This is a genomic window from Lactobacillus sp. B4007, from assembly GCF_026535895.1.
Taxonomy (GTDB): domain Bacteria; phylum Bacillota; class Bacilli; order Lactobacillales; family Lactobacillaceae; genus Lactobacillus; species Lactobacillus panisapium.
In genome coordinates this window covers 69,839-95,660 of sequence record NZ_JAFNPA010000002.1, presented here as the reverse complement: position 1 = coordinate 95,660, position 25,822 = coordinate 69,839, and the positions used below count along the sequence as shown (strand labels likewise).

Annotated in this window: 27 protein-coding genes; 8 read left to right on the top strand and 19 right to left on the bottom strand. The window is 37.2% G+C overall.

Features of this window, described 5'->3' with window-relative positions:
- The 5 genes from J3U54_RS03705 to J3U54_RS03685 all read right to left on the bottom strand — a co-directional run bounded on the left by J3U54_RS03705 (position 1) and on the right by J3U54_RS03685 (position 5,432).
- Positions 1–393 carry a DUF1149 family protein gene (locus J3U54_RS03705; protein WP_103752092.1) on the bottom strand — a complete coding sequence of 131 codons (393 nt, stop codon included), beginning with the start codon at positions 391–393 and terminating at the stop codon, positions 1–3.
- A 2-nt stretch (positions 394–395) separates the two neighbouring features.
- Positions 396–953, bottom strand: a complete 558-nt coding sequence (locus tag J3U54_RS03700; protein ID WP_103752091.1) for a tRNA (cytidine(34)-2'-O)-methyltransferase — start codon at positions 951–953, stop codon at positions 396–398.
- A gap of 47 nt (positions 954–1,000) precedes the next feature.
- Complete coding sequence (locus J3U54_RS03695; RefSeq protein WP_267385130.1) at positions 1,001–2,203, bottom strand: AI-2E family transporter; 1,203 nt, start codon at positions 2,201–2,203, stop codon at positions 1,001–1,003.
- 13 nt (positions 2,204–2,216) lie between these two features.
- Positions 2,217–2,597 carry a PTS glucitol/sorbitol transporter subunit IIA gene (locus J3U54_RS03690; RefSeq protein WP_103752089.1) on the bottom strand — a complete coding sequence of 127 codons (381 nt, stop codon included), beginning with the start codon at positions 2,595–2,597 and terminating at the stop codon, positions 2,217–2,219.
- A gap of 81 nt (positions 2,598–2,678) precedes the next feature.
- Positions 2,679–5,432, bottom strand: a complete 2,754-nt coding sequence (locus J3U54_RS03685) for a cation-translocating P-type ATPase (RefSeq protein WP_103752088.1) — start codon at positions 5,430–5,432, stop codon at positions 2,679–2,681.
- Positions 5,433–5,595: 163 nt separating this feature from the next.
- On the opposite strand from J3U54_RS03685, the gene J3U54_RS03680 reads away from it, so the two are divergent.
- The gene (locus J3U54_RS03680; protein WP_267385129.1) at positions 5,596–6,630 is read left to right on the top strand and encodes a lactonase family protein; all 1,035 of its coding nucleotides are present in this window, start codon (positions 5,596–5,598) and stop codon (positions 6,628–6,630) included.
- A gap of 59 nt (positions 6,631–6,689) precedes the next feature.
- On the opposite strand, the gene J3U54_RS03675 is transcribed toward J3U54_RS03680, so the two are convergent.
- From J3U54_RS03675 to J3U54_RS03665, 3 genes are read right to left on the bottom strand one after another with little or no spacing between them, the layout of a single operon-like run.
- Positions 6,690–7,583, bottom strand: a complete 894-nt coding sequence (locus J3U54_RS03675) for an RluA family pseudouridine synthase (protein WP_103752086.1) — start codon at positions 7,581–7,583, stop codon at positions 6,690–6,692.
- Positions 7,570–8,376 carry an NAD kinase gene (locus J3U54_RS03670; protein WP_220220948.1) on the bottom strand — a complete coding sequence of 269 codons (807 nt, stop codon included), beginning with the start codon at positions 8,374–8,376 and terminating at the stop codon, positions 7,570–7,572. Before J3U54_RS03670 ends, J3U54_RS03675 begins: the two co-directional genes overlap by 14 nt.
- A complete protein-coding gene (locus J3U54_RS03665; protein ID WP_103752084.1) occupies positions 8,376–9,005 on the bottom strand; it encodes a GTP pyrophosphokinase in 630 nt (209 codons plus the stop codon). The genes J3U54_RS03670 and J3U54_RS03665 overlap by 1 nt, the downstream gene beginning before the upstream one ends.
- Before the next feature lie 505 nt (positions 9,006–9,510).
- Between J3U54_RS03665 and J3U54_RS03660 the strand changes: the two genes are divergently transcribed.
- Positions 9,511–10,134: a CYTH domain-containing protein gene (locus tag J3U54_RS03660; protein WP_103752083.1), complete on the top strand. Its 624-nt coding sequence runs from the start codon at positions 9,511–9,513 to the stop codon at positions 10,132–10,134.
- Positions 10,135–10,228: 94 nt separating this feature from the next.
- Positions 10,229–10,864, top strand: coding sequence for a DsbA family protein (locus J3U54_RS03655; protein ID WP_103752082.1), 636 nt, complete (start codon positions 10,229–10,231; stop codon positions 10,862–10,864).
- Here J3U54_RS03655 and J3U54_RS03650 read toward each other — a convergent pair.
- The 6 genes from J3U54_RS03650 to J3U54_RS03625 form a co-directional block, all read right to left on the bottom strand.
- Positions 10,850–11,698, bottom strand: coding sequence for a competence protein CoiA family protein (locus J3U54_RS03650; protein ID WP_103752081.1), 849 nt, complete (start codon positions 11,696–11,698; stop codon positions 10,850–10,852). The genes J3U54_RS03655 and J3U54_RS03650 overlap by 15 nt on opposite strands.
- 73 nt (positions 11,699–11,771) lie before the next feature.
- A complete protein-coding gene (locus J3U54_RS03645) occupies positions 11,772–12,485 on the bottom strand; it encodes an adaptor protein MecA (protein WP_267385127.1) in 714 nt (237 codons plus the stop codon).
- Between the two features lie 108 nt (positions 12,486–12,593).
- Positions 12,594–12,992, bottom strand: a complete 399-nt coding sequence (spxA, locus tag J3U54_RS03640) for a transcriptional regulator SpxA (RefSeq protein WP_103752079.1) — start codon at positions 12,990–12,992, stop codon at positions 12,594–12,596.
- 206 nt (positions 12,993–13,198) lie between these two features.
- Positions 13,199–14,932 carry a phosphoenolpyruvate--protein phosphotransferase gene (gene ptsP / locus J3U54_RS03635; protein WP_103752078.1) on the bottom strand — a complete coding sequence of 578 codons (1,734 nt, stop codon included), beginning with the start codon at positions 14,930–14,932 and terminating at the stop codon, positions 13,199–13,201.
- Positions 14,932–15,198: a phosphocarrier protein HPr gene (locus J3U54_RS03630; RefSeq protein ID WP_103752077.1), complete on the bottom strand. Its 267-nt coding sequence runs from the start codon at positions 15,196–15,198 to the stop codon at positions 14,932–14,934. Before J3U54_RS03630 ends, ptsP begins: the two co-directional genes overlap by 1 nt.
- Positions 15,199–15,310: 112 nt before the next feature.
- Positions 15,311–15,493 (bottom strand): hypothetical protein, encoded by a 183-nt coding sequence (locus J3U54_RS03625; RefSeq protein ID WP_103752076.1) that lies wholly within the window; start codon positions 15,491–15,493, stop codon positions 15,311–15,313.
- A 168-nt stretch (positions 15,494–15,661) separates the two neighbouring features.
- On the opposite strand from J3U54_RS03625, the gene J3U54_RS03620 reads away from it, so the two are divergent.
- Together J3U54_RS03620 and J3U54_RS03615 are read left to right on the top strand one after the other, a co-directional pair.
- Positions 15,662–17,866, top strand: coding sequence for an ATP-dependent Clp protease ATP-binding subunit (locus J3U54_RS03620; RefSeq protein WP_267385126.1), 2,205 nt, complete (start codon positions 15,662–15,664; stop codon positions 17,864–17,866).
- 122 nt (positions 17,867–17,988) lie between these two features.
- Complete coding sequence (locus J3U54_RS03615) at positions 17,989–18,270, top strand: DUF1827 family protein (RefSeq protein WP_103752074.1); 282 nt, start codon at positions 17,989–17,991, stop codon at positions 18,268–18,270.
- Between the two features lie 30 nt (positions 18,271–18,300).
- Here J3U54_RS03615 and J3U54_RS03610 read toward each other — a convergent pair whose 3' ends face one another.
- A complete protein-coding gene (locus tag J3U54_RS03610; RefSeq protein WP_103752073.1) occupies positions 18,301–19,872 on the bottom strand; it encodes a peptide chain release factor 3 in 1,572 nt (523 codons plus the stop codon).
- Positions 19,872–20,741 carry a hemolysin family protein gene (locus J3U54_RS03605; protein ID WP_220220938.1) on the bottom strand — a complete coding sequence of 290 codons (870 nt, stop codon included), beginning with the start codon at positions 20,739–20,741 and terminating at the stop codon, positions 19,872–19,874. Before J3U54_RS03605 ends, J3U54_RS03610 begins: the two co-directional genes overlap by 1 nt.
- Positions 20,742–20,842: 101 nt before the next feature.
- Between J3U54_RS03605 and J3U54_RS03600 the strand changes: the two genes are divergently transcribed.
- Complete coding sequence (locus J3U54_RS03600; protein WP_103752071.1) at positions 20,843–21,304, top strand: hypothetical protein; 462 nt, start codon at positions 20,843–20,845, stop codon at positions 21,302–21,304.
- Positions 21,305–21,307: 3 nt separating this feature from the next.
- On the opposite strand, the gene J3U54_RS03595 is transcribed toward J3U54_RS03600, so the two are convergent.
- Both J3U54_RS03595 and recX read right to left on the bottom strand, forming a co-directional pair.
- On the bottom strand, positions 21,308–21,784 hold the full coding sequence (locus J3U54_RS03595; RefSeq protein ID WP_267385125.1) for a hypothetical protein: 477 nt from the start codon (positions 21,782–21,784) through the stop codon (positions 21,308–21,310).
- Between the two features lie 8 nt (positions 21,785–21,792).
- On the bottom strand, positions 21,793–22,608 hold the full coding sequence (gene recX, locus J3U54_RS03590) for a recombination regulator RecX (RefSeq protein WP_267385124.1): 816 nt from the start codon (positions 22,606–22,608) through the stop codon (positions 21,793–21,795).
- A gap of 126 nt (positions 22,609–22,734) precedes the next feature.
- On the opposite strand from recX, the gene rlmD reads away from it, so the two are divergent.
- The gene (rlmD, locus tag J3U54_RS03585; RefSeq protein ID WP_267385123.1) at positions 22,735–24,111 is read left to right on the top strand and encodes a 23S rRNA (uracil(1939)-C(5))-methyltransferase RlmD; all 1,377 of its coding nucleotides are present in this window, start codon (positions 22,735–22,737) and stop codon (positions 24,109–24,111) included.
- Between the two features lie 306 nt (positions 24,112–24,417).
- Here rlmD and J3U54_RS03580 read toward each other — a convergent pair whose 3' ends face one another.
- A complete protein-coding gene (locus tag J3U54_RS03580; RefSeq protein WP_410476853.1) occupies positions 24,418–25,395 on the bottom strand; it encodes an alpha/beta hydrolase in 978 nt (325 codons plus the stop codon).
- Positions 25,396–25,446: 51 nt separating this feature from the next.
- Here J3U54_RS03580 and J3U54_RS03575 point away from each other — a divergent pair, with 51 nt between their 5' ends.
- Positions 25,447–25,731, top strand: coding sequence for a hypothetical protein (locus J3U54_RS03575; protein WP_103752066.1), 285 nt, complete (start codon positions 25,447–25,449; stop codon positions 25,729–25,731).
- Positions 25,732–25,822: the final 91 nt, after the last annotated feature.

Below are 25,822 nucleotides of genomic sequence, written 5' to 3'. Positions count from 1 at the left end.
TTAAAAATTGGCTTGGAAGTTCAAATTAACCGGTTCATCCAGCGTAATTTGCGTAACTTCATAAGTCAAAGTCTCAATATATTCAACTAACGGACGACTTAATATTTTATAGTCAGCTTTGGAAAGGTCACTACCATCGCCAAAATAATCCTTAATCTGAACTATTTGACTAATCATGCCGCTAACCGAAAAATCGCCAGGCGCTGGAGCAACGTCAAACACAACCGTAATATCAAAATAGTTACCGTCTTCACCGGCATCAGTTGTGCCATCCTCATTTTGCTTTTCAACTTTCTTCAGGCCGAAGTTAACTTCATCCTTAGTCTCAGCTTCTTCGTTTAAATCATAGTGAAAGTTCTTTACCAAAACAGGTGTTTCTTTATTAAATTCCATTGTTATTCTCCTTTTAGGTTACGCTCATATCTTTCAGGGCGATTGTAATTATCCTTTAACTTGTCATTTTCATAGTGATGACTTGTCTCAAGTTGTGGAAATCCTTGCTGTCTTAATGCTTCAAGTAAAACAATTGCAACTGAATTTGCTAAATTATAACACCGAATGTTATCCGACATAGGAATTCGCAGGTTGCAATCATAATATTCGCGCATAAAGGTTTCGGGCAATCCGGTAGTTTCCTTGCCAAAAACAAAGTAATAATCCTTATTTGAATCAGTGTAATCTACTTCAGCGTAGTTTTTAGCAGAGAACTTAGAAATCAAATACATTTCATCATTTGGACCCAAACTAGCTAAAAAAGCATTCAAGTCATCGTGTAAACGTACATCAACTTTATCCCAATAATCAAGTCCAGCACGTTTCATTTTTTTATTATCAATTTGAAAACCCAATGGTTCAATTAAATCAAGAACAGTATTGGTGCCTGCACAAGTACGAGCAATATTGCCCGTGTTTGCTGGCATCAAAGGCTCATATAAAACAACGTGATTAGTCAATTTTTTCTCCTTAATTGAAAAAGTGTGGCTTTGTGACCACACTTTTTTTACTTCTTTGTCACTTCATTATTTTTATTACTATCCTTCTCAGTTAAGGAAGTGGTCTCATCCTCCTCGAAGACTTTCGAAACCTTGCGATAGTAATTATACACGCGAATGGTAATTATCTTCAAAATAGCATAAATTGGAATACCAAAAATTACGCCCCACAGTCCCCAAACTGAACTGGAACCAATCAGTAAAAGAATTGTTGTTACGGGATGCATTTCCATTTTATTGCCCATGACTAACGGACTAATTAATCTGGACTCAATTGTTTGCTCGACGAAAAAGACCACTAAAACCTTAATGACCATCGGAACAGAAATCATAATTCCTATTACAATTGCAGGAATAAACGCAATAAAAGTCCCAAAATAAGGTATTAAGTTCAAAAAGGCACTTAAAACGGCAAGAGCTATCCCATACGGTAGTCCGATAATACTATAACCAATACCGAACATAATTCCTACCCAAAAGGCAACAGTTAATTGACCACGGATATAAGACGACAAAGCAAAATTGATGTCATAAAGCAGTTGTCCAAAACCATCTTGCCATCTCTTAGGAGCAAATTGCATCAAGTATGGCCGTAAATTATGGCCATCCTTTAACATAAAAAACAAAATAAACGGCGCAGTTAACAGTGTCATAAAGATTACCGTGACGATGCTAATAGCAGACGAGATGTTATCTAGTGTCGCATCAATCGTATTTTGTCCAGATTTAAAAATCATGTCCTGGCCACGTGTAATTGCATCATTAATATTATTTTTCACACTGTGCAGATGCGGGTCGCTTAGCATGTTTTGCACTGCAATTGTTGCATCATTCCAAATATGTGGCCAGTGACGAATTAATGAATCAATTTGTGCCTGTACTATTGGCAATAACGTATTAACGGTCCAAATAAGCAGAACAGCAACTAACAAGAATAATCCAATAATTGTAGCCACACGAGGAACTTTAAATTTTCGCTCCAGTAAATCAACCAGAGGATTCATAATATAATACTGAATCAGTGCCAAGATTAATGGTGGCAAAATAGCACTAACAAATACTTTAGCTGGATTCAGAACAAATGAAATTTTATTAAACACCCAAATAATTAGGAAGAATAATAAAATATTGACTAAAACGATACTAAAACGATTATTTAAAAACCATTTCTGAAAAACAGTTTGCTTTTTATACTTTCCTTGAGAATTCATTAAATCATCCTAATTAAATATGTTCATAAATAATGTCATCGTTAACATTAAATGCTGGCATAGTCTGTTTTGCACTAAACGTGAGGTAAACAGCATTTGCTAATGGATTTTTAGGCTTTGATTGATTGAAAAATAACGTAATATGGCCTAAGGCCTTCATGTCACTTTCAACCATTGCTCCAACATAATCAGCAACATAAGTTTGCCCATCAATTGTAATTGTATCGCCTTTTTTAAAAATAAAGCCACTAACAGGAGTTTTAGTATCAAATTTTTGAATAATCGAAACGTCAACTAAATCTTTAGTGACGTTTTCACCAAATAAAATCACCATATTGCCTTCAGGCTCAATGGCTTGTTGACCTACTTTTGTAATTGTTGATATCCACTTCATTTTGTTACGCTCCTTAAGATTTAATTTTAGCATAACAAAAACCGCTTAACTAATATATAAGCGGTTTTTCTTTATTTCCAATTATTTTCGGTGGTATAGAGCCCATTTTTTAATTTCATCGATTAAAACTAGCGGTATTGGCAAACAGAATAAGAATAGCCAGTCAACTGGTAATAATCTTGTGGTATTAAATAGCTGTTGCAAGCCTGGGGTAACCGTTAGAACTAGGAATAAGAGAATTTCAAAAATAATTCCATACCAGATACTGCGGTTAGTAAACAGCCCCTTCTTAAAGATAGAAACTTTATTCGTCCGGCAATTTAAAACGTTAGCAATCTGGGAGAAGATAATTGCTCCTAATACCATCGTGGTAGCGCGCATGTAGACTGAGCCGCTACCAGCTAGAGGAACATGTGGCCAACCATTTTGCATATTAACAAAGAAGTAGGCACTAACTGAAATGATGCTTGAAATTAAGCCATACCATAAAAAGGCCTTAACGATTACGCTTCGATTAAGCAAATGCTCGTTTCTCTTTCTTGGTGGCTGTTTCATTACGTCGGGATCAACTGGCTCGCCACCTAATCCTAAAGCAGGCAGCATATCCGTTCCTAAGTCAACAGTTAAAATCTGCATAACTGTCATTGGCAGCGGAATTAGTCCACCAGATAACAAGAAGAGGATTGACGGAAAAGCTTCTGGCACATTTGACGTTAAAATATATGTCAAAAATTTCCTGATGTTGCTGTAAACGGCACGCCCTTCCTCAATTGCGGCTACAATTGAAGCAAAGTTATCATCTGTCAGAATGATATTAGCTGCATCTTTTGCAACATCGGTCCCAGTCATTCCCATGGCAATACCAATGTCGGCTTGCTTTAAGGCAGGCGCATCATTGACACCATCACCTGTAGAAGCAACGATTTCACCATTTTCTTGTAATGTTTTAACAACCTTATACTTCTGTTCAGGCGCTACCCGAGCAAAGATTACTTCACCTTTCAGGGCTTCACGAAGCTCGTCTTCACTCATTGTATTTAGCTCGTCACCCGAAATAACCCGAGCGGCATCAGAAGTAAGGCCAATTTGCACAGCAACCGTTTTGGCAGTAAGTTTTGAATCACCAGTGACCATGATGATTTTAATTCCGGCTTCGTGACAACGTTTAACAGCATTATATATTTCTGGTCGAGGTGGGTCACTCATTGTGGTCAAGCCAACAAATACCAAATGATTTTCGGCTGTTTCAATTGTCAATTTATTCACATCAGTTGTTTGATCAATGATGCGGTAAGCCATTGCCATGCTTCGTAATCCCTTAGCTGCATATCCAGCATTACGCTTTTTGGCTAAATCCTGATCTTCTTTAGTCATAGCCCGAACTTGACCATCAACTTGAATCTGATCACATTGCTTGATGACATCACTAAAAGAACCCTTAGTAAAGATAATATTTTGGGTATCATTCCAACGATGAATCGTTGACATGCGCTTTCTATCTGAATCAAAAGGCAGTTCCCGTAAACGTGGATATTTAACTAATACCTTTTGTCGATCAAAGCCAGCCTTTTCAGCCATGATAATCAAAGAAGCTTCAGTCGGCGTTCCCAAAATTTTGGGCTTTCCACCCTTAGTTTTACTTGGCTGAACAGCAGTATCATTATCAAGAGAAGCAATTTGAACTAATTTATGCAAATCAGGATTTTCTTCATACCATAACTGCTTTTTGTTTAACTCAATTTGTCCATTATTTTCATAACCGTTACCGGTAACTTCATATTCATTTTTAGGCGTCCAAATGTAGTGAATAGTCATTTGATTTTGGGTTAATGTCCCCGTTTTATCAGAACAGATAACGGTCGTTTCACCCAAAGTTTCGACTGAATTAAGTTCCTTAACCAGCGCATGTTTTTTCGCCATCCGCTTAACTCCTTGGGCCAAGCTTAAGGTAACAGTTGGTAAAAGTCCTTCTGGAATAAAGGCAACAATCATCCCTAATGCAAAAATAAAGGCTTTTGCGAAAGGATATTTAACAAAGAAAATTGCTGCTAATAAAAAGACGATTCCGATTGAAACAGCAATAATTGATAATTGCTTAGTCAAACGGTTAAGCTCCTGCGTTAACGGACTATCGACTTTATTTTGCTTTTGGGTCAGCTGCGCAATTTTACCAAATTCAGTATTCATTCCTGTAGCAAATGCAACCGCACGTGCAGTACCTGCTCCAACAGTCGTACCCGAATAAACCAAGTTAGTTTCAGCGTAACTGCCCTCACCAGGGGCATATTCCGTTGTTTTTGATTCCGGAACTGATTCACCATTTAAGGCACTTTGATCAACCTGCATCGAACTGGCAGAGATTAAGCGCGCATCTGCCGGAATTGAATTTCCTGCTTGTAAAATAAAAACGTCGCCAGGAACCAATGTCTTAGAATCAATCTGAACCTTTTTACCATCACGGATAACTTGTACATAGGTCGGCAACATATTATTTAAGGCATCCGTTGCTCGTTTAGCTGCTCGTTCCTGCCAAAAACTAAACAATCCGTTAATGATGTTAACTAGCCAAATTGCGATTCCTAGTTCGACTGTCCCGCTTAGCATTGCTATCGCACCGGAAATCCAAAGCAGAATAGCCATCATACTGATAAAATTCTTGAAAAATGCTTTCCATTCTGATTCTTCCTGCGATTTTTTAATCTCATTAGAACCATATTTTTGTAATCGACGAGCTGCCTCTTCAGAACTTAATCCGTCTGATGAGGACTGCAAATTAGTAAAAACTTCAGAAACATCATTCTTAGCATAAAGCTCTCGAATTTTATTTTCGTCCATTCAGCGTACCTCTTATTTTAAAAACTTTTTTATCGTTAAATCCGATACCATACTTTACCACTTTTTAAGGTGATCGAACCATTCAAATTTTTTACAAATAAATGTCATGCTATACTAATCTTATTAGATAATAAAACCAAAATTTGAGATGGAGGCTTAATAAATGAAGCTATTAATTGGTGGCTATACTAAAAAGAAAGCTACTGGTATTTATGAATTGCCACTGTACAATTCTAAAAAAGGATTAGAAGTCGAGCTTGGAGACGCTAGAGAAGTTATCAAGGTCGGCGGCCCTACTTATTTTGTTCAGGATGGCGATTTAATTTTTACAATTAATAATGCGGGTGATAAAGGCGGCATTAGCGCTTTCCAATTAGTTAACGGCGCGTATCAAGAAAAGGATTCATACTTAACACCTGGATCATCACCAGCTTATATTGGCATTAATCGCAAAGATAAATTGCTCTATACAGCCAATTATCATACCGCTGCCTTAGCTGTTTTTTCATATACTGACGAAGGCAAATTAAGCTTAATTGATTCCGTTACCCACACTGCCGACACTCTTGGCCCAAAGCAAGAACAAGCAGACGGACCACACCCCCACTTTTTTGACCAAACACCGAAGAAAAACCTGGTTAGCTGTGATCTCGGTAATGATTGCGTCGACTTTTACCGTCTCAAAGACAATCATCTGGAACACTTAGCCAAGTACCAAAATGAGCCCGGCTTCGGAACCAGACACATCGTTTTCAGCCCTGATGGTAATTACTTTTACGTTGTCGGTGAGCTTTCAAGTAAAGTTAACGTTGTTAAATTTTCTGAGAGTGATTGGACATTTACAAGTATTGCCACTTATTCAACTATTCCTGACAACTTTACCGATCACAATGGTGCTGCCGCAATTAAAATTAGCCACGATGGTAAATTTATCTATGTTTCTAATCGTGGTCATGATTCAATTACTGTTTTTGCAGTTAACGATGATCATACACTCCAATTACGTCAACGGGTATCGACTTTTGGCGAATTTCCGAGAGACTTTAACTGGGATGAAAGTGAACAGTTTGTTGTTGCCACTAACCAAAACTCTGACAATGCAACTTTATATAAGCGCAATGCCAAAGATGGGTGCTTAACCCCAATTCAAAAAGATATCTACGTACCTGAAGGGACAAGAGTTCTATTCAGTGAATAACTAAATTAAGCTACTAAAAAAGAGTTGCTGATGCAACTCTTTTTATTATGCCTTAATTATTATGCTTTTTGCTTCTTTCGCCATAATTGCTGCATATCCGGCGGATCAGGAACTCTGATTTGCACACGTTTATTTGCCCTAAAGGGATCAGGAAAAGAGACGTAAAAGCAATTAAGTGCTTGCCGATTAAACTCATCCTTAATACCGTATAGCAGATCGCCAAATAAAGGATGACCCAACGACTGCATGTGAAGCCGAATCTGATGTGTTCGACCGGTATATAGCCGTAACTCAACCAAACTTATTCCAGGAGCTTGCTTAAGAACCTGGTAGGCCGTGACAGCTTTTTTACCGTTAGGATCGATAAAACGCTTGACCGTTTCTTTAGTACTGCCGATTGGTTGCCTAATAATGCCACACATTTCATCGGCTTTAAAATTACCGTGAACAAGTGCGTGATATTTTTTAACAAAATCATCTTTACTGAGCTTGCTAAAACGCGCATGAGCAATGGCATTCTTGCCCATTAAAACAATTCCCGATGTATCGCGATCTAATCGGGTAATCACATGAGGCTTACTTCCTTGGTTTTTTTGCTGGTCAAAATAACCTAACACACGGTTTACTAATGCATTATCATCATAACGCGAAGGAATTGAAAGCACGCCGGCCGGCTTATTAATAGCTAAATAGTCGTTAGTTTCTTGGACAATATCAATGGGCTGATATGATGGCTGCAGCCACGGATTAACCTTTTCTTTGCCAGGAACAAAAATTACTTCATCTTGTGGATGAAGTACAAAATTGGTATAGCGCCGTTTATGATTAACTAGAATTAAACCACCATTATTTTTAGCATCGGTTACCGCTTTTTTGGAAAACCCGTTTTTCATTAAAAAAGCCCCTAATTGCTTGGGAGCCTTTGTTTGTACAATCAATTTAAATAAAGTCATCTTTACCACCTATAAAGGCACTTTGAACACGTGACCAGAAATGAGTATGACCGAAGCGGTCAAAGCGAATTTCTTTGTTGGAAATACGATAATTAATCTTCTTAGCATTATGCAGGTCCAACTTGCTTCCGTCAACTGTCATTACAAAATGGGCCGAATTAGGAACAATTGTGATCCACTGGTCGGGGGCAATTACAATTGGTGAAGAAAGCGTTCGAAAAACACGATTATTGATTGAAGCGATTTCCGCCATCTGCAAGGCCTTGAGCCGAGGATGAATCACCGCCCCACCAAGCGATTTATTATAAGCCGTGGAACCAGTTGGCGTGGAAATGCAAAGTCCATCCCCACGAAAATTTTCAAACAGCTGCCCATCAATATAAACATTAGCTTCTAATGTATGTGAAATACGCTTAACCGCAGATTCATTAAGAGCTAAATAATGCTTTTTCTCATTAGCCTCCGTGACTAATTCAACCTCAAGAAGTGGATATTTGGCCGATTCCGGTTCACGCAAAAAAAGGGCATCGACCATTTTATCAACGTCTTGAGCTTGCCAATCAGTATAAAAGCCTAGATGACCAGTATGAATGCCAATAAACCGAATTGAACTGATTTGATTTTCATACCGATGGAAAGCGTTGATTAAAGTACCATCACCCCCGACTGTTATTACAACATCAGGATATTTAGCATCAAAAACAACGCCCTCCTTTACTTCGAGGGCATTTTTTAAATGCGCCACAACCTTAAGCGTTTCTGCATTATTATTATGAGCAATTGTAATCCTCATTATTTTTCCTTACCTTTATTTTTGGTAAAAATCTTTTGGGCTTCCTGAACTTCATCTTTAATCAATGACATTTCCTCGTCAAGTTTATAAGCCGTTTCTGCAGTTGACTTTAATCTTTTAGAAATGTCTTCTGGGTAGGAACCCTGGTATTTATAATTTAGGGTGTGTTCAACGGTTGCCCAAAAGTTCATTGCTAAAGTTCTAATTTGGATTTCTGCTAATAATTTTTTTGATCCTTCGGGTAAATAAACGGTGTAGGAAATAACCATGTGATAAGAGCGATAGCCTGAAGGTTTAGCATTTTTAACATAATCACGTTCTTCTAAGACTTCCATGTCATCTCGATCATGGATTAAATCAACTACTTTATAGATATCATCAACGAATTGACAAACAATTCTAATGCCAGCAATGTCCTGCATATCAGTCTCAATTACATCGGGACTGATCACACGACGTTCCATTTTTTCTTTGATTGAATCTACTGTTTTTACTCGTCCAACCACAAATTCAATTGGCGAGTGTTCACCCTTAGTCAAAAAACTCTGACGCAAGGACCGAAACTTTACTTTTAATTCACGAACAGCCTCGTTATAAGGCCACAAAAAATTATCCCAGTCAATATTCATAGAAATAATTCCTTTCTCTACAGCACATTCATTTTAACATAAAACAAATGATAGCAATTTCATTCAGACAAGCTAATTATGTAAAAGTTAAGTATTTGCTTTTACCAAAAAGCCTTGATTGCAGTATTCTTTGTTTTTTTTGGCTACTGAGGCAAAGCGACATAAACGATAATCTAAAATTATGATAAATTTATTAATCTGTGTCAAAAAATTAGTCCTAATCGTCCCTTTTTATTATTTTTCAAACCAATTTTTTGACTATTAAAGTAAAAAAGGTACAAAATGGTAAGCATTGATGCATTATAATAAGAGTAAACAGACTACGTGTTTTTGACAATGCAAGCTGAGCTAAACGATGCTTAACACGCCTGTACTTTTTCAAATCTGATAATAGATACATGAAAATGCACCTTTTGATAAGGGCCTATCTTTTGTTAAAACTAAATTACGTTTTAACGTAAAATCAAGCCTTGATCAATATTTATGAAAAGAAAAGGATAGTCGGATGTCAAAAAATAATGAAATCGAAGCTAAAATAATTTTGCCTGAACAAGTTTACCAACAACTATGTGGTGATTTTAATATCAAAACCTGCTTTACCCAGGAAAATTATTACTTTGACACAAACAATGGCTTACTAAAGGATAATAATATCAGCTGCCGGATCCGGCTCTTTGATAATAGTGCGGAACAAACACTCAAAGTTCCGCATCAAAACCCAGTCCAACAAAAATTTCATGAGGCAACAGAGATTAATGATTCACTGCCACTTGAACAAGCCCAAAATCTTATAAAGCAAAGTGCTCAGCGGCAAGAAATTTCTTTCAGTGGAAATGTTGGTCATTTTTTACAAAGTCATCTCGCTGCTGCTAGTCAATTGCATCTCCAAACATACAGTAAGACCAAGCGAATTTTGGCAGTTGGTCCGCAAGATTGCGAGTTAACTTTTGACAAAAGCCAATACCCTGACGGTTATCAGGATTATGAATTAGAAATTGAAAATCCTGATCCTGAGCTAATTAAAGCGGTTTTAGCAAAATTAAAAGATAAGTATCATATCGTGCAAAACTTTTCTAATACAAACCAAGCAAAAATTGCACGCGCTTTCAAACATCGTGGTAAAATGTAAGTGAAAGTATATTTTTTGGTTATAGGATAGATATTTGGTAGAGTTATATTTAATTAAATAATCAAGATTAATCAAGTTATGGAGGAGCCTGATCATGTTTGAGATATTTCTTTTTGTCAATCCCATTGGTTTATATTGTTATGATACGGAAGTATTAATCAAGGACGCAATTGACGAACTCAACATAAATTCCTGCTTTCATTTTATTCCCGTTACGAATTCGAAAGTCATTAAAGAAGACATCATTAGAAGAAAAACTAGCGGACAAATTATAAATGATATTCCGGAATACACAATGGCTTCTTATCAAGCATTACGTAATTACCATGCAATTAAATTCGAATATGGTAATAGAAAAGCACGTTGCTATTTAGTTAGCTTACAAAAAGCTGTTAGTGGCGATTTTAATATTTACTCACAGGATTTACCTGAACAAGTAGCATTAGATTTAGGGTTAGATTTTAATCGCATTAATAGTTCTAAAATAAGTAAATACGTTGACGATTCCATTCAGCAAGACAAAGATCTTGCCCGCAAATTTAACGTTAAGAATATACCAACAACAATTATTTTTAATGAAAGTGGTAATTATAACGGAATTTTACTTGAAGGAATTGTAGCTCATGATAAGTTAATTGCACTTTTCAAAAATAGTGCTTGTAATCAAATTCCTGACGAACCAAAAGAAGAAAATAGCTATTACCCAACACGACATTTACGCTTGATGTAAGAATAATGTGATATTGTCGGGTGACTTTACTGGTCTGAATCGTTCATAAACCCAATTAGGCAGATCATTAATTGTCAGGTGATTTTGGTAAAGTTGAGCAGCAATGCGCAAGCCTTTAGTGCTTTTTTGCATTATTTGTGTTTGCAAGTAGCTTTTTTGTGCTCGCGGGTTAACGTTATAAGTGATTAATTGGGGCTGAAAGTGCCATAATTGCCGTAGTCCACTTTTACTTAAAGCAAAATTCGTTGACTGATACTGGATACGGTTAGTTAAAGGCTCACGTTGGACGTTAAACTTTAACCGTAAAATTTTTTTATAAGGGTTAATTTCAAAATAATAATTATGCCACAACTTATTTTCACGAAAGAAAATGAGTTGTGACTTTTTTATTTCTCGCGTTAAATAATGCCGTTTGCCTACTAGCCAAATATCTTTAATTCCATTTTGCCTGTATAAGAGATGGCGATGATTAAATTCTGCTTCGCTTAAAGGCGCACATTGGACTTCAAATGCCAACCTGGGACTTGCTAAAACGTCTGCCCTTAGTTGACCAGAAGCCAAAGTTACCTCTGTTTGCGCACTGAATTTTGCCTGCATAAGAGCAATTTTTAGTAGGTTCTTACTTCGTGCATGCTCATCTTTTTCTCCAGCCAAATTAACCTCTCCTGGTTGATGCCTAAAATAAGCAGTACCAGCCTTTACCACTAACTGCACTTCTTGAGAGCAATGCGGACAAAAATAATGATTTTTTTTCTTTTTAACTAGTGCATTTTTCACTTTTTCTGCTTCATCAATTGCGGTCACTAATTTATTATTCCAAAAAGCTGCATACATAATTTTCACCCATTATTAAGTACGCAAAAAAAGCAAGATTCACTTGCCTTTTACTTTTTATTCAAATAAATTATTAGTGCTTCAAATGGCTAAAATAATGACGTAACTGTCCAAGGGCATCACGTTCAATTAAACACTTACCCGTTGTTCTAACCCGAGCCATATCAGTCGCTTTTACTTTTGTACCGTATTCGTTAGCAATAATCCAAGCATCTTCTGGTTTAATTTCAACGTAATTTTCATCTGTAAATGCTAAATCAAGATAAAACAACCCACGTTCAAAATAAAGGCTTGAAGAAAGATCACTGGCTGATAAGCTATCTGCAAGTTCCGTTACTTCATTAAAGTCATTAAAACTGTAAGCTTGTTTTTTCTGCAACTTCCAAAAAGCTTTTTTAACTTTTGGCTTATTAGAATCGTTTGTGTCAGCACTATTTGCGTCATCATCTTCTAAATCAAAAAATGAGCGCCGTGAGTCAGTAATTTTGCTTTTTTTCAAATAACCAAAGTCGTTTTCAAACAGCTTAGATAGCTTGTCACGATCCTTTTCAGTAGTCTTAGTAATCAATAAGTCTAACCCACCATTATTCGGCATTACCTGAAAAGTAACGGGAGCATCTTGACTAAACGAATGGTCAGTATCAATTTCATCCAAAATTGAATAAAAGAATTGTTGGATCTTATCTTTATCGCCCAGCAAATCTAGAACTTTTAAACCGCGGTTTTCTAACTCGGCTTTATTAATCCTCACGCGGATAGTATTTTCATTAATATGTTCTACTTGCATGAGTTCTTCACCTCCATCAGATCCTTTGTTATATTGTAGCGTATTTTACGAATAAAATAAAAGCGTTAGTTTAAAAAACCAACGCTTTTTTCTTCATTACTTAACCTACTATAAGTCAGCAATTTTTTGCATCTCTTCAAGTTCAAGACGCCGTACTTTTCTTGGCAAGAACCGTCTAATTTCGTCTTCATTGTATCCAACCTGAAGTCGACGATCATCCATAATAATCGGTCGTCTTAGAAGACTTGGATTCTTTTCCACTAAATCAAGTAGATGATCAATCGACAAATCATCTAAATTAACTTTTAATTGTTGAAATGCTCTGGAACGTGTAGAAATAATTTCCTCTGTACCGTTCTCAGTCATTCGTAAAATCTGAATAAGTTCCTCTTTTGTTAAAGGTTCAGAAAATATATTTCTTTCCTTAAAATCAATATTATGCTTTCTTAGCCAAGCCTTGGCTTTACGACATGAGGTACAACTCGGAGATATGTATAAATTTACCATGTGATTCACGCTCCTTTGAACACATTGTTTGAATACTTTTATTATATCATATTACTTCCTTTTTGTAAGCAATATTCGTAATATTATATATTATACGATGTTAACTTGTAAAAGTGAATAAACTGTGAATTTTTTACCAAGAAAAGTTAAAGAAAACGAAAAGGGCCCATTAATATTTATTAATGCGACCCTTTCATTCTTCATAATTAATTATTCACTTTTTTCATTAATTCGTCAACTAATTTCTCGTTTTCTTCAGCAGTTTCTGAAACAAAACATGCTTTATTAGCTAATTCCTTAATGTCCTCAGTGTCAAGTTTCTTCATTAAACTTCTGATTCGCAGAATCGAAGTAGCACTCATTGAATACTCATCAAGTCCCATTGAAAGCAAGATTGGGAACATTGTGTTGTCGCCAGCAGCTTCACCACACATGCCACACCAAATACCATTTTCATGAGCAGCATCAATTGTGTGCTTAATTAAGCGTAATACTGAAGGATTGGCAGGTTGATACAGGTAAGAAACATTATCATTTCCACGATCAGCAGCCATTGTGTATTGAATCAAATCATTAGTACCAATTGAGAAGAAATCAACTTCCTTGGCAAATTGATCAGCTAAAACTGCAGCAGCAGGAACTTCAATCATCATTCCTACTTCAAGATTTTCGCCAACCTTTACGCCCTTCTTAGTTAATTTATCTTTTTCTTCAGCCAAAATTGACTTAGCTTTACGCAATTCAGCTAAAGTACCAATCATTGGGAACATAATTCCGAGCTTACCGAATGCTGATGCACGCAATAAAGCACGTAACTGTGTTCGGAAGATTTCCTCATTTTGCAATGACAGTCTAATTGCACGTACTCCCAAGAATGGGTTCATTTCTTCAGGTAAGTCCCAGTAATCGAGGTGCTTGTCACCACCGATATCCATGGTTCTGATAATGACTTGCTTGCCATGCATTCCTTCGATAACTTCTTTATAAGCTTCGAATTGATCTTCCTCAGTTGGAAAATCTTTAGAATCCATGTACAAAAATTCTGTTCTGTATAAACCAACAGCTTCAGCACCATTGGCATTTACACCAGCCATATCATTTGGAGTACCAATGTTAGCAGCAATCGTAAATTTCTTCCCGTCAGCAGTTACTGAAGGTTCATTCTTTAATTTTTCCCATTCAGCTTTTTGCTTTAAGAAAGCATCACTCTTCTTCTTGTAATCAGCTACTTGTTCATCAGTTGGTTCAATTACAGCGTCACCGTTCAAACCATCAACAACTATATTTTGACCATTAGTCACGTCTTTAGTAATAGAATCAGTACCGACAACAGCAGGTAATTCTAATGAACGAGCCATGATTGCTGAGTGAGCAGTCCGACCACCAATATCAGTTACAAAACCTTTGACAAACTTTTTGTTTAATTGCGCAGTATCACTTGGAGTTAAATCGTGTGCAACAACGATAACTTCATGATCAATTGAAGCAGGATTAGGCAATTCCTTTTTAAGCAAGTGCGCCATAATCCGCTTAGAAACATCACGAACATCTGCAGCACGTTGTTGCATATATGCGTTATCAGTCATTCCTTCAAAAATTGTAATAAATTTCTGAGCAGTTTCATCTAACGCAGCTTCGCTGTTGATCTTTTGCTCCTTGATTTCATTTTCAATTGCACCCGTAAATTCAGGGTCATTCAAAATCATCAAATGTGCTTCAAAGACTTGGGCTTCATCTTCACCTAAGCTCTTTTTAGCGCTGTCGCGAATTTGCTCAACTTCTGCAGTTGAAACTTCAATTGCTTTTTTGTAGCGAGCCAATTCACTGTCAACGTCGCTAATTGTCGTCTTTGTATAAGTAAGATCAGGTTCAACCAAGAGATAGGCTGGTGCTACAGCAATACCATCACTTGCAGCAATTCCTTTTAATGTCTTGGTCATTATTCAGCCAAACCCTCTTTTTTCATTGTTTCTGTAATAGCAGCAATTGCGTCCTTTTCGTCATCACCATCAGCACTAATAGTAACATCGGCATTCTTACCAACACCAAGTGACATAACGCCCATGATCGACTTTAGGTTAACTGACTTACCATTGTATTCAAGGTTAATGTCTGAACCAAACTTTGAAGCAGCTTGAACTAACAAAGTTGCTGGACGAGCATGAATACCTGTTTCTGCAATAACATGAAAAGCGCGTTTTTCCATTATAAATATCTCCTTTGAATTGAAAAAATCAAACCGGTAGTAAATACCTATTCTTGTATTAGGTTATCATTTTTTTGTGAATTATTCAACATAAATGTAACAGTTTACATCATTAAAGTTCAGACTTTGATCGCGTGTAAACTATTTTACCCCCTCGCAAGGCTTTTCCAGTTAACTTTTGCCTTTTACCAAAAGATCTTAAAGCAGCTTGAAAATCAAATGCTTCTTCGGGTTTAACTTCATAATGATCCAATTCACCATTTGCTAACTGCTCCAGAATTTTTTGATAATCCAAATTTACCACCGTTTCTATAAAACATATTCCATCCTTAGCAAAAAAATTGCTAAAGCTTATTTTAGCATATTTACCATGTAGACAAAAAAGGTTTTAAGTTTTAGCACTTGATTATTGCGAGTGCTAATTATATAATTTAATCATTGAAAAGAAAGGCGGTATAACATAATGCTTTGTCAAAACTGTCAAAAGCGACCTGCCTCAATTCACCTTTTTGCAAAGGTTAATGGGCAAAGCCGCGAAATTAATTTATGTCAACAATGCTATCAAGAACTTCAACAACAAGGAAATATTAATATGAGTAATGATAATAATGGTTTCTTTGGCGATTTTAACGATTTATTTAACTTTAGTAACGGCAATAACAGAATGAATGGCAATCCTAACAATCCTGGAATGAACCCAGGTAATCCTGGTAATCCAAATAACGGTGGAAATGGGCGCTCACTACTTGATCAATACGGTACTGATTTAACTGCATTAGCGAAAAAAGGTAAAATTGATCCCGTCATTGGTCGCGATAAAGAAATTGCGCGTGTCATTGAAATTTTAAACAGAAGAACCAAAAATAACCCGGTCTTAATTGGTGAGGCTGGTGTTGGTAAGACTGCTGTCGTAGAGGGCTTGGCCCAACAAATTGTGGACGGTTCAGTACCAGCCAAATTACAAGATAAACGAATCATTTCATTAAATGTTGTGTCACTTGTTCAAGGCACCGGGATTCGTGGCCAATTTGAACAGCGCATGCAGCAACTTATTAAGGAACTGCAAGATCACGATGACATCATTTTATTTATTGATGAGATTCATGAAATTGTTGGCGCTGGTAATGCTGAAGGTGGAATGGACGCTGGAAATATTATTAAACCCGCACTGGCTCGTGGTGACTTGCAGCTTGTTGGTGCAACAACCTTAAAAGAATACCGTGAAATTGAGAAAGATTCCGCTTTAGCTCGGCGGTTCCAACCCGTTGATGTTAAGGAACCATCAGTAGCGGAGACTATTCAAATCTTAAAAGGAATTCAAAAGCGCTACGAAGACTATCACCATGTTCACTACACGGATGATGCAATCAAAGCTGCTGCTGAATTATCTGAGCGCTATATTCAAGATAGATTCTTGCCAGACAAGGCTATCGACTTACTTGATGAAACTGGTTCTCGCATGAATTTGACAATTCCTTATGTTGATAAAGATAAAATGAAGGAACGAATTGATGCTGCACAGCAATTAAAGCAGGATTCTCTTAAAAATGAGGACTACGAAAAAGCTGCTTATTATCGTGATCAAATCGAAAAATACAATAAGATGAAAGATCAAAAAGTCGATCCTGATAAGTCACCAATTATTACTAGCAAGATCATGAACAAAATTGTCGAAGAAAAAACAGGCATCCCTGTTGGCGACTTACAAAAACAAGAAGAAAGCCAACTACAAAATCTTGCTTCAAACTTAAAAGCACATGTAATTGGTCAAGATAAGGCAGTTGATAAGGTTGCCCGCGCAATTCGCAGAAATCGAATCGGCTTTAACAAGTCCGGCCGCCCTATCGGTTCATTTCTCTTTATTGGTCCAACGGGTGTAGGTAAAACTGAGCTTGCTAAGCAACTCGCCAAGCAAATGTTTGGTTCAGAAGACGCTATGATTCGTTTTGATATGTCTGAATATATGGAGTCATACTCAGTTTCGAAATTAATTGGATCAGCACCTGGCTATGTTGGTTATGAAGAAGCAGGTCAACTAACGGAACGAGTTCGGCGCAATCCTTATAGTTTAATTTTATTAGACGAAATTGAAAAAGCCGATCCTTCAGTGATGAACTTATTCTTGCAAATTTTGGATGATGGCCGTTTAACTGATTCACAAGGACGGACGGTTTCCTTTAAAGATACCATCATTATTATGACGTCTAATGCTGGTCAAGGAATTAAACAAACCAGTGTCGGATTTGCTGCTGAAAATTCTAGTGAACATCCCGACTCCGCTAGAAATTCAATGAGCCAATTCTTCAAACCAGAATTTTTAAACCGGCTAGATGATGTCATTGAATTTAATGAATTATCTAAGGAAGACTTAATCAAGATTGTTAACTTAATGCTAAATGAAGTTAACAGTATGGTTAAGAATCAAGGAATGCAAATTACTGTTACCGATGATGCTAAAGAAAAATTAGTTGAAGATGGTTACAATCCTGCTATGGGTGCACGTCCTTTACGGCGAATTATTCAAGAAGAAATCGAAGATAAAGTCGCTGATTATAAGCTAGATCACCCAGCTGCTAAAAATCTTTTGGCCAGTGTCTCAGATAAGCAAATCACAATTAGTGAACAAGATAATGCCGAATCTGTGCATAGCGCAACAGACGAAGATTAATTACTTTAATTTAAGCTAGTAGTTTTTGATAAATTACAATAAATATTATTTTTTAATAGAGAAAATTGTTTAAAATAGCGTTATACTAAATTAAGAACTACTAGAAGAAACGGGTGAAATCCATGCATTTAATAGATGTAACCAATAGTTATAAGGATCTAGTTCACAGTCAATTGAATTCGACTAATGTTAATTACGTCAAAGTTTATTCATTAGGCAATACTTCTGTCATCTATACCGAAAGTAATGATGCGATCGGAATTGCCTTGGAGAACCACGATCGTCGTATACGTAAGGAAGAAGCAGAATTTGTAATTAAGCGATTAATCAAAGAGCAAGATCCTTCGTACGTGGTAACCTTCGACAAAAGTCAACACTTAATCGAAATTCATATTGACAAGTAAAAAAGAGAGACGAACGTCTCTCTTTTTTGTTTACAATTTTTCTGTTAGTTTTACATCTGGATACTTGTCTTGGAAAAAGCGTTCAGCAAACTGATTTTCAAATAAGAATAGTGGCTGATCATACCGATCTTTAACCAATAAGTTCCGGCTATTCGACATGGCAGGATCTAGCTGGTCTGGGTCTATCCAACGGGCAACCCGGTGGCCTAAACTATTTAATTCCACTTCGGAATTATATTCGTTTTTCATTCTGAATTTGAATACTTCAAACTGCAATTGACCAACGGCACCTAAAATGTACTCGTCAGTTTGATAATTACGATAAAGCTGAATTGCCCCCTCTTGAACCAATTGTGTCATTCCCTTGTGGAATGACTTTTGTTTCATTACGTTCTTAGCAGTTACCCGCACAAAAAGCTCGGGAGTAAATTCTGGCAAAGGAGGATAGACAATTTTATTCTTGCCAGCATAAATACTATCTCCAATTTGAAAGTTGCCAGTATCGTATAAGCCGACGATATCACCAGCCACTGCATCAGAGACTTGGACACGTTCACTTGACATAAATTCAGTTGCATTATTCAACCGGATTGGCTTCCCCGTTCTGGCTAAAGTGACATCAAGCCCCTTTTGAAATTCACCGCTACCAATTCTAATGAAAGCAATTCGATCCCGGTGATTGGGATTCATATTAGCCTGAATTTTGAAAACAAACCCAGAAAATTCTTCGTCATCTGGCGCAAGCGTTTGATCTTCATTAACAACGTGCTCTTGCGGGGCTGGAGCTAATTTTACAAAGCTCTTAAGGAACGTCTCAACCCCAAAATTGGTTAAAGCTGAACCAAAGAAGACAGGGGTTTGATCACCTTTGATAATTTTAGCAAGGTCAAAAGTGTTACCAGCTTCTTTGATAAGTTCAACTTCTCCAAGCGTATCCTGGAATTGCGGATTTTGACTAAGTGGTTCATCTTCTGCAAGATTACCATCTTGATCTAAAGGCAAAAAACGATCTGGACCATCTTTGTGATACAGTTCAACTTGATTGTTTGCAAGGTCATATAATCCTTGAAGTGTTTGACCTGAACCAATTGGCCAATTCATTGCCACTCCTTCGATTCCAAGAAGGTCTTCAAGTTCAGCAATCAGATCTAGCGGTGGTCGACCATCACGATCAAGTTTATTCATAAATGTAAAAATGGGAATGCCACGCTGTTTAACGACCTTGAACAGTTTCTTTGTTTGCGGTTCGATACCCTTGGCAGAGTCAATTACCATTACGGCAGAATCAACCGCCATTAATGTCCGGTACGTGTCTTCAGAAAAATCCTCGTGTCCTGGGGTATCAAGAATATTAATTCTTTTACCGTCGTACTCGAACTGCATAACAGAACTCGTAACCGAAATACCACGCTGCTTTTCAATTTCCATCCAGTCACTAGTCGCATAATGACCGGTTTTACGTGCCTTAACCGTACCAGCACTGCGAATTACACCACCAAAAAGAAGCATTTGCTCCGTTATCGTAGTTTTCCCTGCATCAGGGTGCGAAATGATAGCAAATGTTCTTCTTTTATTAACTTTATCCGTTAGTTGTTCACTCATTAATTTTTCTGCTCTTCTTCCTTTTGCCCTTTATCCGGTATGGTTAATAAGACAGTGAGTAGTCTTGACCGCATCATTCTGCGTGTTGTCAATACCATTCCGTTATCTAATTTGACAGACAGTTTTTCACCTTTAGCTGGGATAATTCCTAACTTGGTAATCATATAACCAGCAATCGTGTCAACGTCTTCCATTTCTAGATCGGTTCCAAATTGATCATTAAAGTCATCAAGGGGCATTTTACCATAAATTACATACTTATTAGGTGCAATCTTTTCAGATAAAACTTCCGTATGATCAACTTCATCATCAATATTGCCCACAATCTCTTCAATTAAGTCTTCAATTGTGGCAATACCAACAACACCACCATATTCATCTGTTAAAATTGCCAACTGTTGCTGCGTTTGTTGCATTTCAACTAACAATTCACTTAAGTCTGTTGTTTCTGGCGCAAAGAGCGGTGGATTCATTACATCTTGGTAAGTAATATTGGCAAAGCCTTTTTCCCAGGCCTTGCGTAAAACAGTTCTAATGTGAATAACGCCAATAATTTTATCCTTGTCTTGTTGATAGACAGGAATCCGCGAATAAGGCTCGCGCAAGATTTCCTTGAGGTTATCTTGCAAGCTGTCACCATAATCTACCATAAAAGCATCGATTCGTGGCACCATGACTTCACGAACCATTCGTCCCTGGAAGTCCAAAACATTGTTTAACATTGAAAATTCGGTATCGCTTACTTTGTGATTATCGTGTAAGTTTTTAATTTCCGCTGTTAAATGCTCTTTAGTTTCTTCATCACTTGCAGGGGAAAATTTATTTTTTAACAAATTAAATAAATTCCCCTTGTCAGGGTCGCTAGCCATATTAATTTCTCTCTTTCTTTAAATAACAAATTTAATATCAACATTATATCATGTACTCACATGATATGTTAGAATAGCACGTAAGAAATGAGGTTTATTTAATGAAAAAAAGTCATGTCTTACTTGTTTTTACCTTTTTACTTTTAATCCCCTACTTGTGCAGCCTCACGATAATTGGAATTGGCTATAATGCTTTAGTCCTGCACTCAGCTGACTTATTTAGAACTTCTATTGGGGCTTTCGTTGGCGCCTTAATTATGTTTGCAATCAAAGCCACAATCCAGCGTCCAGTTGACCTATTAGCTGTTGAAGTTGATGATGGTATTTTAAAGCAGCTTTTACGTTTCTTCAGTATTAGAAGGCGCCCTCTTTTGCAAATGGCAAACGTTATCTTAGATTTTATTCTTTGTTTTGCCGCCACTTTCGTCGTGCGTGCTTTTCTTACCCTAGACCAAATTGTTGGTAAATCCGTGGGCATTGTTTTTTTAATCATGCTATTATCAACCTGCTTGGGCGCTTATGTTGAATATGATAATCTGTCAATCGACCCTAAACAGCATTAATATCTACTGACTGACTTCCAGATAGAGCATCTGGGTCAGTTTTTTTGTTTCTAAATCAAGCTTTTGTACAAAATAAGGTGTCAAACTGTCCCCAGGGTTTTCATATGTTTGAATTCCTTGTTCGCGCACAGTTTGAAGAAACTGCGGAATCACAATGTTTAAGGGCTGGGCAAAGAAGGATTGATTTTGCTGCTCCCGTTCCTCAACCGCTACCTGAGCCTTAGGGAGCGTAAATTTCATTAATCCTTGTGGCAGCTCAGTTACTTCTGATGTGAGCACGCCATACCAGTACATGAAATTTTCTGGTCCGAAAACTACCATGCTACTACGATTGGTTAGTTCATTATCCGTTAAAAATTGTTGAAACTGCTGATCTTGTTCAAGCTCGATGTTGCAGTTATTATATGTCTTTTGCTCATCAATCATTTGATCAGAAAAAGGACGGCCAACAAAGGTAATTTCTTCTTGTAATTTTTGCATAAGTACTCCTAATATTCAGCTAATTCATCAAGCGGAATAATCTTTCCCGCCAAAAAGGCATCAATTTCACTACTAGAAAAGCCATGCGTAAACAGATAATTACGCATCTTTGCTTGACGCTCACTTTCTGGTAAACGACGAAAGCGCTTGTAAGCTTTCACGCCTTGCTTTCTTAACGCTTCTAATTGTTCCTCATCATTTTGTTCAAGATCAAGACTGGCAATAATTTCCCCGGCCAATGCACTGGAAAAGCCATGACTTATAAGTTTCGTACGCATTTTGCGCTCAAGTTCGCGCTGAGCCAGCTTCCCCACCTTGCTTTTCATTGACTTTAGGACTCGCATTCCAGCATCTTGCCACTCTTCATCGGCAATTTCGTCTAACCCTACCTGAATCAGTTCGGGATCCACTCCCTTTTTCAACAGTTTTTGCGTTAAACTCAGCGGGCCATCGGTTCCTATGCGCAGATTTTGCCTGATGGTTAATTCGACATATTTTTGATCATCTAAGAAGCCCATTTCGGTCAGTTGAGCCACTGCATTTTGTGCAGGTTCATCATCAACTTGATGTTGCTGTAAATATTGCAAAACCTCAAAGACCGTTCGCGGCTCGTAATTTAAATACCGTGAAGCTAAATTAGTAGCCTTGGCATCTGCATCATATTGCTTAACTTCTGCTATTTTTTCCGGAGTTAGTTCCTGCCCCTTTAAGAGCACATACTCCGCAACGGTTTGCTCACTGGCTGAAAATGCATATTTACCATCCAAAAAAATGTTATAGCGTCCAGGACGTTTTTGGCTGCTAACCTTAGTAATTATTGGCATGTTGGTTCACCTTTCTATTAGTCTATGTCCATGCTAGCAAATTTCTTTCATTCTTGCTAAAAACTTTTCTTAGGTAGTACAATAAATTGTTATCATTTTAACGTTTTAATTGTAGAAAGAAAAAGAATGTACCGAAAATTTAACCAAAAAGAAACTAAAGAAAAAGACGTTATCATTACTATTAAACGCTTAGGAATAAACGGTGAAGGAATTGGCTATTACCGTAAGAAAATTATTTTTATTCCTGGTGCTTTACCTGGTGAAGTAGTAGTAGCCAAAATTAACAAGGAATACCCGCACTACATTGAAGCGGAGCTTGTCCGAATTAAAGAAAAAAGTCCCGACCGAGTAGCATACCCTAAAGGGGTTGATCCTGCAATTGGCGGTCTTGAATTGGCTCACCTATCTTACGATAAGCAACTCGAATTTAAACGTGACAACGTGCTAGAAGCACTAAAAAAATATCATCCCCGCGGTTTTAGCAAGTATAAGGTTAAGAAGACTATACCAGCGCCTGATGCTTGGCACTACCGGAATAAGGCCCAATATCAAATTGAACGCGACCACGGCAAAACCAAATTGGGTTTATTTGCGCCAAATTCGCACCAGTTATACGACTTACCAGTTATGCCTACTCAAAGCGTGGCAACGCAAAAAACAGAACGGCAAATTAAGGAATTAGCTGAACGCTTGCATGTTACCATTGCAGACCCTTACCGCCACCCTGATGGGTTAAAAACAATAGTTGTGCGTCAAGCTCAAGCCACTAAAGAAATTCAAGTAACACTAATTACTGTTGGTCATAAAATTAAAAACTTGCTTGAACTAAGCAGTGAAATTATGAAATTACCAAATGTCGTGAGTGTTTACCAAAATGAGACTGATTGGCGCAATCCGCAAGTCTGGGGTAATAAGACTGAAAAACTTGCCGGCAAAAACCAAATTATTGATGAGATATTAGGCAAACAATTTGCTCTTTCGCCGCGCGCCTTCTTTCAGCTAAATCCGGTTCAAACTGCCACCCTTTATTCAAAAGCCCTCAAGTTTTTAGACTTAACCCCTGAAGACACTTTAATTGATGCCTATAGTGGCGTTGGCACGTTAGGAATATTAGCGGCAGACCAAGTTAAGCAAGTTATCGGAATCGAAACCATTGGCGAGGCGGTTGCTGATGCCAATCATAACGTTGAATTGAACCATCTAAAAAATGCTAATTATATTCAGGGAAGTGTCGAAAAGGTACTACCTGAATTAGAGCAAAATGGCGTTCCAATTGATGCTTTAATCGTCGACCCGCCGAGAACTGGTCTGGCTAAACGGTTAATTAAGACTTTACTCAAGGTTAAACCTAAAACTTTTGTGTATATTTCTTGTAACCCTTCAACTTTAGCCCAGGATTTAGTTTTACTTAGTGAAGCTTATAACGTGCGGTTAATCGAAAATGTTGATATGCTGCCACAAACTCCGCGTTGTGAATGTGTCGTTAAATTAACCTTGCGCTAAAATCAGCGAATAAAAAATAGTTGTCGCAATGCGACAACTATTTTTGTTAGTGGATGAGGCATATTACTGTGTTGTAGATACAATGGTAAATAATGACTGATATTAATAGCGGTCTGAGCAGCCAACATTTATCTTTGAAAATCACTAATTTTCCAAACTATAGAAAATTTAAATTATATCATTACATATTTTTTACTTTACTTTGACAATATACAAATTATGGAGATAAAACCTTGTTTACGTCATTACCCCTAACCACAATTACATCATAGCAGTTTGTGCAAACGCTTGCAAAGTTTTTGCCTATTATTTAACGTACTTTGTTAAAAAGTTCTCAATATGTTTACGATATGCCTTGGGATGATTGGCAAAAGACTTGGCATGAGCAGAATCTGCTGCTATCCATAACTTTTTCGGACCTCTTGTCGCACGATAATTTTGGTACACCATTTCTGTTGGAACAAATTTATCTCGATCACCGTGAATAAACAGCATTGGCCGGTGATTTTTGTGGAGCTGGGCGATGCTTGAACCATCTTTCATAAAATAGCCAACCTTCATTTTATTAATACCGCTTAGGATTTCAACTAAAGGAAAACGTGGAAAAGCTGGCATATTATACAAAGCCTTTGCCTCGTGCTCAATTTCATCCTTTACGCTGGTATAACCACAGTCCTCGACAAAAGCCTTTACCTGGTGCGGAAGCTCCAGTCCGCTAACCATCATCGCGGTAGCAGCACCCATACTTAGACCGTAAACAACAATTTGCTGTTGTTGGCCTTTCTTCTGTAAAAGAAATTCAATCCATTTTTTGACATCATTCTTTTCAGGCCAGCCATAACCAATATATTTTCCCTGACTCTGTCCCTGAGAACGTGGATCAGGCGTTAAAGTGTTATACCCCATTTTGTGAAATAGTGCATCATATTCACCCATGTCTTCTTTTGTATCCATATAACCCGGTAAAACAACTACTGTTTTGTTAGAATTATGACATGGAAGGTAATTTGCCGTTAACTGATACTGCCCATCTGCTGATTTAATATGCCACTTTTGTTTCGTAGAATCTCTAAACCATTTCTTCTCGTGATAAAGTGGATCCGACTTAGTCAGTTTGCTACTTGAAGAACTTAAGAAGCTCTTTGGACCAGGCACACAAGCCACTTTAAAGAAATAAAATCCTGCACTAACAAATCCGATGCAAATTAGCAAAATGATAACGATTAGTGCAAGCAAAAGCTTTTTGTGCTTTAATTGTTTCAACGATAAAGCCACCTTTTTCAAAAAATTAATATCAATAGTATAACACTTTTAAGTTGTATAGGAATGACTATAATGAGATTAATAGATTTATTGCAACTCACCAATGATTTGAATGATCAAATCAACATCTTTTTAACAGTTCATCAGCAAATCAAACCCTTGGCAAAACTTAAAATTTCAAGCAGTGCATGCTTACTTTACCCTGGTCAAAAGCCGATGACTAAAGCCAAAATGACTAAACTGGTTAAAAATCTTCACGGTCGCAATATTCCGTTATATATCATTGACCAGCAAGAAAAAATCAATGTTTACGGCATTCAAATTGTTCCCGAAAACAATTTAGTTAAACTAACATAAAAACCGCTTTGCTTTTATAGCAAGGCGGTTTTTATTTGACAACTGCTGTTGTTTATTACATTAATTTTTAGCGTTTAAATCCGAGCACCAC